The 5787-nt window shown below is 68.9% G+C and carries 2 protein-coding genes and 2 pseudogenes; 3 read left to right on the forward strand and 1 reads right to left on the reverse strand.

All coding sequences use genetic code 11. The features are described from left to right. The 3 genes and pseudogenes from G5C60_RS52900 to G5C60_RS49035 form a co-directional block, all read left to right on the forward strand. A pseudogene (locus G5C60_RS52900) lies at positions 1 to 131 on the forward strand (carbohydrate ABC transporter permease); the annotation flags it as partial. 29 nt (positions 132 to 160) lie between these two features. Then, a complete protein-coding gene (locus G5C60_RS49030; protein WP_165270527.1) occupies positions 161 to 2323 on the forward strand; it encodes a beta-galactosidase in 2163 nt (720 codons plus the stop codon). A gap of 115 nt (positions 2324 to 2438) precedes the next feature. After that, positions 2439 to 4238, forward strand: a pseudogene (locus G5C60_RS49035) (RICIN domain-containing protein); the annotation flags it as partial. A gap of 360 nt (positions 4239 to 4598) precedes the next feature. On the opposite strand, the gene G5C60_RS49040 reads toward G5C60_RS49035, so the two are convergent. Then, on the reverse strand, positions 4599 to 5633 hold the full coding sequence (locus G5C60_RS49040; protein ID WP_165270529.1) for an Lrp/AsnC family transcriptional regulator: 1035 nt from the start codon (positions 5631 to 5633) through the stop codon (positions 4599 to 4601). Between the last annotated feature and the right edge of the window lie 154 nt (positions 5634 to 5787).

A 5787-nucleotide genomic window follows, 5' to 3' on the forward strand; every position in this document is an offset into this window, starting at 1 on the left:
GCGCCAGCAGCGACATGCTCCCGCTCGTCGTGACCGGCTCCCTGATCTCGATCATCCCCCTCGTCATCGCCTTCCTCATGCTCCAGCGCTACTGGCAGAGCGGTCTGGCCACCGGAAGCGTCAAGCAGTAACTCCCCCTACTTCTCCGGAGGTTCCCTTCATGGCGGATCTGCCCGCCCGCGTCCTGTTCGGCGCCGCGTACTACCACGAGTACACCCCTGCGTACGACCCCGAACTGCGGCCCGACGAACGGCTGAAGACCGACCTCGACCTGATGGCCGAGGCGCACTTCACCGTGATCCGGGTCGGCGAGTCCGTCTGGTCGACCTGGGAGCCGGAGAACGGAACGTTCGACCTCGACTGGCTCCAGCCGGTGCTCGACGGCGCCCACGAGCGCGGCATCTCCGTCATCATCGGCACGCCGACGTACGCGGTGCCGCCGTGGCTGGCCCGCCAGTACCCGGAGATCGCCGGCGAGCACGCCACCGGTCAGCGCTTCGGCTGGGGCGGCCGCCAGGAGGCCGACTTCACCCATCCCGCCTTCCGGTTCCATGCCGAGCGGGTGATCCGCAAGATCGTCGCCCGGTACGCCGGCCATCCGGCGGTCATCGGCTGGCAGGTGGACAACGAACCGGGCCTGCACCTCTTCCACAACCATGGCGTCTTCCAGCGCTTCGTCGACCACCTGAGAGAGGAGTACGGCGACGTCGAGACCCTCAACCGCGAATGGGGACTGGTGTATTGGTCCCACCGCCTGTCCACCTGGGCCGACCTGTGGACACCGGACGGCAACAACCAGCCTCAGTACGACGTGGCGTGGCGGGAGTTCCAGGCCCGCCAGGTCACCGAGTTCATCGGCTGGCAGGCCGACATCGTCCGCGAGTACGCCCGCCCCGGCCAGTTCGTCACGACCTGCATCTCCTACACGCGCCGAGGCGTGGCGGACGACGAGCTGTCCGCCCGGCTCGACATCGCCTCGGGCAACCCGTACTACGACATGCAGGACGGCCTGCTGCTGCCCGATCCCACACCCGACACACACGAGCAGATCTGGAAGACCACCGGCGTCTGGTCCATGTACCAGACCGCCGACTGGATGTACTCCTCACGCCAGGAGCCGTTCCTGGTCACCGAGACCAACGCGAGCTCCATCGGCTTCCCCTGGGACAACCGGCCCGGATACGACGGCCAGTGGCGCCAGGCCGCGTGGGCGCACGTGGCACGCGGCGCCCGCATGATCGAGTACTGGCAGTGGCAGACCCTGCGCTTCGGGGCGGAGACGTACTGGGGCGGGGTCCTGCCGCACAGCGGCCGACCGGGACGTACATATGCCGAACTGACGCGGCTGGGTGCCGAGTTCGAGAAGGCCGGCCCGCTCGTCGCCGGGCTCGAACCCGACGCCGACATCGCGATGGTCTACTCGACGCCGAGCAAGTGGCTGATGCAGAAGTACCCGCCGCTGGCGACCGCCGACGGCGAACCGGACCCCGCCGCCTACCACCGCGTCTTCGACCCGTTCTACCGAGGTGCTTTCGACGCCGACCGCCAGGTACGCATCATCCACGCCCGGCAGCTGCACGACCCGCGCGGCACGGGGGTCCCGCCGGCCGGAGGCAGTGAGGGCATGACACCCGAGGAGGCCGTACGGCGCCACCCGGTCCTGGTTGCCCCGGCGCTGTACGTCGTCGATGACGCGACGATCGACTGGCTCGCCGCCTACGCCCACGCGGGCGGCCATCTGGTCGTCGGCCCGCGCACCGCGTACGCCGACCACGAGGCCCGGGCACGGCTCGAACCCGCCCCCGGGCGGCTCGTCGACGCGGCGGGTGTGACGTACGACGAGTTCAGCAACCTGGCGGGCGAACTCCCGGTCCGCGCCGCGGAAGGCAGTCCGCTCGAGCTGCCGGAGGACGCGACGGCCACGCACTGGGCGGACGGTCTCACCGTCGTCGACGCCGAGATCCTCGCCGCGTACGACCACCCGCACTTCGGCCGCTGGCCCGCCCTCACCACCCGTCGGCACGGCACGGGGCGTATCACGTACGTCGGCACGGTCCCGGGCCGTGGCCTCGCCCGGGCGCTGGCCGAGTGGCTCGCGCCCTCCGCGGTCAGCGGCTGGCACGACCTGCCTGAGACGGTCACCGCGACCACCGGGACGTCCCCCGAGGGACACCGCGTCCATGTGCTCCATAACTGGTGCTGGGAGCCGGCCCGCGTCGTGGCTCCGGTGGAACTGTCCGACGTCGTGAACGGCAGCAGCACCCCCGCGGGCACCGCGCTGGAACTCGGCGCGTGGGACGTGCGGGTGTTCATCACCGCGTAGTCGTCTCCGCCTAGTCGCCACCACGTAGTCGTCACCGCGTAGTCGTCCCCGTGCGTCACCCCGTGATCGACACCCGTATGCGTCACCTCATCGTTCGACACCCGCAGGAGAGGCCATGCAGAGAAGAAGACTGGGACATGCGCTGGGCGGCTTCGTCGCAGCGTCCGCGATGCTGGCGATACCCATGACCAGTGCGCAGGCGTACAACCCGACGGGCGGGATCCTGTACCAGCTCGGCGATGAACTGTGTCTGAAGGGGCGGGGCAACTGCGCGGTCTACCCGAAATCGGCGCAGCTGCCGAGCGGACGCCTCGTCGCGTCGTTCGAGAAGGCCACCGTCGTGCCGGAGACGGGGAGTGCCGACGGGGAGACCCTTCCGGTCTACAAGAGCGACGACCACGGCACGTCGTGGCAGCCGCTGTCCGAGGTGAAGGCTCCGGCGTACCTCTCCGACGATCCCCGGTACGGGAAGTACACGAGCAACTGGACGAACCCATATCTCTACGTGCTTCCGCAGAACGTCGGGAACCTGAGGAAGGGCACGCTGCTCCTCGCGAGCGTCGTCTCGGGCGACGACCACTACTACCTCGAGCACAAGGCGGCCGACCCGAACTGGACGCCGTCCAACGACGGAGACCGCAGTGACCTGGCGCTCGCCCTGTACTCCAGCACGGACGACGGCGAGAGCTGGAAGGTCCTCAACGTCATTGCGACGGGCGGCTGGCAGGGCGGCAGCGCGGGCGCGGTCGGCAAGAACGTCGCCAAGGCGAACACGTACCAGCAGGTCGATCCCCTTTGGGAGCCGTATCTGATGGTCCACGACGGCCAGCTCGTCTGCTACTACTCCGACGAGAACGACTACCTCGGCTTCGACCCCATCACCGGTGTGCCGAAGCTGGATCCGGACAACGACACCGCCCGGGACTCGCACGGCCAGATCCTCGTCCACAAGACCTGGAACGGCCGCAGCGCGCAGTGGAGCGAGCCCGTCGTCGACGTGGCGGGGCTGACCCAGGACATGGGCGGCGGCAAGACGCAGATCGGAGGCGGCCGGCCGGGCATGACGACCGTCGTCCCGACGACGGACGGCAAGTGGCTGCTCCCGTACGAGTTCTGGGGCGGCGGAACCAACACCCGGTATGTGATCGCCGACGACCCGCTGAAGTTCTACCGCGGCTCCACGGACAACCCCGTCACCTCACTGCCGGTCGACGCCGGTTCCCGCCCGCTCGCGACCGGTGGCAGCCCGGTCGTCATCAGGCTTCCCGACGGGCGCCTGGTGTACAACGCCGCAGGCAGCGGCAACGTCTGGGTCAACGAGAGCGGACGCGGCGACGGCGTGTGGAAGGAGTATCAGACGACCTCGCCGGCCGGCTACAGCCGCAACCTGCAGTACGTCGAGGGCACCGGCCGCATCGCGATCCTCAACCACCAGGGCACCTCGACGATCGCCTACGCCGAGGTCGACCTCGGCCGCTCGGAGGGCGCCTACTACCAGCTCGTGAACCGCAAGACCGGGCAGGTCATCGGCACCGGTGGCAAGACCAACGACGCCAACATCGGCAACGGGGACGTTCCCGACGTACGCCTGGAGAGCCCCGGCTCAACGGCGAACAAGGACACCCAGTACTGGCACGTGGTGAACGCGCCGAACGGCGGCGTGACGCTGCTGAACAAGTCGGGCGGCCGCGCGGCAGCCATTTGGACGGGGAACGCCACGGTGGGCCAGCGGATCGGCCAGTGGGTCGACAACAGCCCCACAGGCAGCTGGAAGGTCATCAGGACCGCCGACGGCTACTACCGGTTCCAGGCGGTCAAGAACACGAGCGTGTACCTCACCGGTGCGTCCCAAGGGGCACCGCTGACCTTGCAGAACGCGGTCGAGGACGGCTCGCAGGAATGGCGGCTCGTCCAGCAGGCGCCGACCTCCGCGGACCTGACGAAGGACAAGCGGTCGAAGGCTCTCATCGAGCGCGGGGGCGTGAAGGGGGCCGCTGTGTCGCTGGACGCCGCGGCGTCGGATCCCGCGGGCACGGCGCTGCACGCGAACAAGACCGGCCACGTCTACGCGTTCGCGGCCGACGGGGGCGTCACGGATCTCGGCCCGGTCTCCTTCGACGAGGACCAGAAGGGCAGCGTGACGCTTCCGAAGACGATGAAGGCCGGGAAGTACAAGATCGCCGTGGTCTTCGACGACACGCCTCTGATGTGGGATGCGGTGGAAGTTCGGGCTGCTGCCACCAAACAGTGATCCGAGGTGGGGTGGCCTGATGCGTCAGGCCACCCCACCTGCTCCTACGGGACGCCGACCGTCTTCCTGACCGGCGCCGAATGGCACGTACCGCTCCAGTCGGCTGTCGTACCCGATGACGTGCCCCATCCGCTTCGCGATCCGCGGCACCACGCACCGGTCCGTCACCCGCGCCATGGGGAACCCCACCGCGAGCCTGCCCTCGATCTCGTCCAGCTCCGCGAGGTCACGCAGGCACACCGTCGCGATCATGTTCGCTGTGCCCGTGATGCTCGAGCACCACCGCAGTTGGGGAAGGCGACGCAGTGTGCCGGCGACGTTCTCCAGCTCGTTCTGCGGCACGTCAAGCCAGAGCATGACCTCCTCCCATCCTCCGAGGGCGTGGCTGAAGTCGATGCGCCAGTTCGCCCAGCTCGCCATCAGCAGGGTGTCCACTCCGCGGGAGACCGCCGACAATGAGCGGCCCACCCGTCGTTGCAGCTCGGAGATCGGGCGGCGCACGTCGTCGCCGATCGCGGCGATCAGCTCCAGCAGGAAGGCGTTCGGTTTCGGGTCGGCCGGGGCGGACGGCAGCGTGGCGGCCACCGCCCGCGCCTGAGCCGTCGTCAGGGCGTACGGACGCCAGTCCGTTCCTTGTTTGAAGACGCGGCGCATGTAGCTCGTCTCCATCCGCCGTACGCCCGGCACCGCCGCGATGACCTGGTCCACGTAACGATCCACGGCGGTCCGGCCCGGCAGGCTGACCGTGAGTACGAGGTCGCGTGCACCCGACGTGCAGTGGATGGTCACCACCGGCGCCTCGCCGGACAGTTGCTCGATGACGCTCTCCCGGCGCCCCGGCTCACAGCCGATCTGGACCACCGCGGTCGCCAGGTCCTTCATCTGGACGTTGACGACGTGGAAACAGCTGGACCAGGCCCGCCCTTCGCGCGTCACCCGGCTCCACCGGCGCGAGAGCGTGGAGGGGTCGACGGTCAGGAGCTGCCCCAGCTGCGCCCATGAGATACGCGGATTGATCTGCAGCGCGTTGACGATTGCGAAGTCCATGGTGTCGAACATGGCGAGAATCGTGCCGAGCAGATGGCTTGTTTGCAACTTTCATGCGGGCCGTCTCGAAAAATAGCGGATACGCGGCGTGCGTCGGCACACTCATCTCGCGGGCGTCCCCATCGACGCGGCCGGCCCGCGCCACCCCCAGGCCGCGGCTCCCCGC

Source organism: Streptomyces scabichelini (assembly GCF_011045015.1).
Taxonomy (GTDB): domain Bacteria; phylum Actinomycetota; class Actinomycetes; order Streptomycetales; family Streptomycetaceae; genus Streptomyces; species Streptomyces scabichelini.

What these genes read in the sequence shown, in the direction of transcription:
- G5C60_RS49030 (WP_165270527.1), top strand. Translation starts at nt 161, where the DNA reads ATGGCGGATCTGCCCGCCCGCGTCCTGTTCGGCGCCGCGTACTACCAC.
- G5C60_RS49040 (WP_165270529.1), bottom strand. Translation starts at nt 5,633, where the DNA reads ATGTTCGACACCATGGACTTCGCAATCGTCAACGCGCTGCAGATCAAT.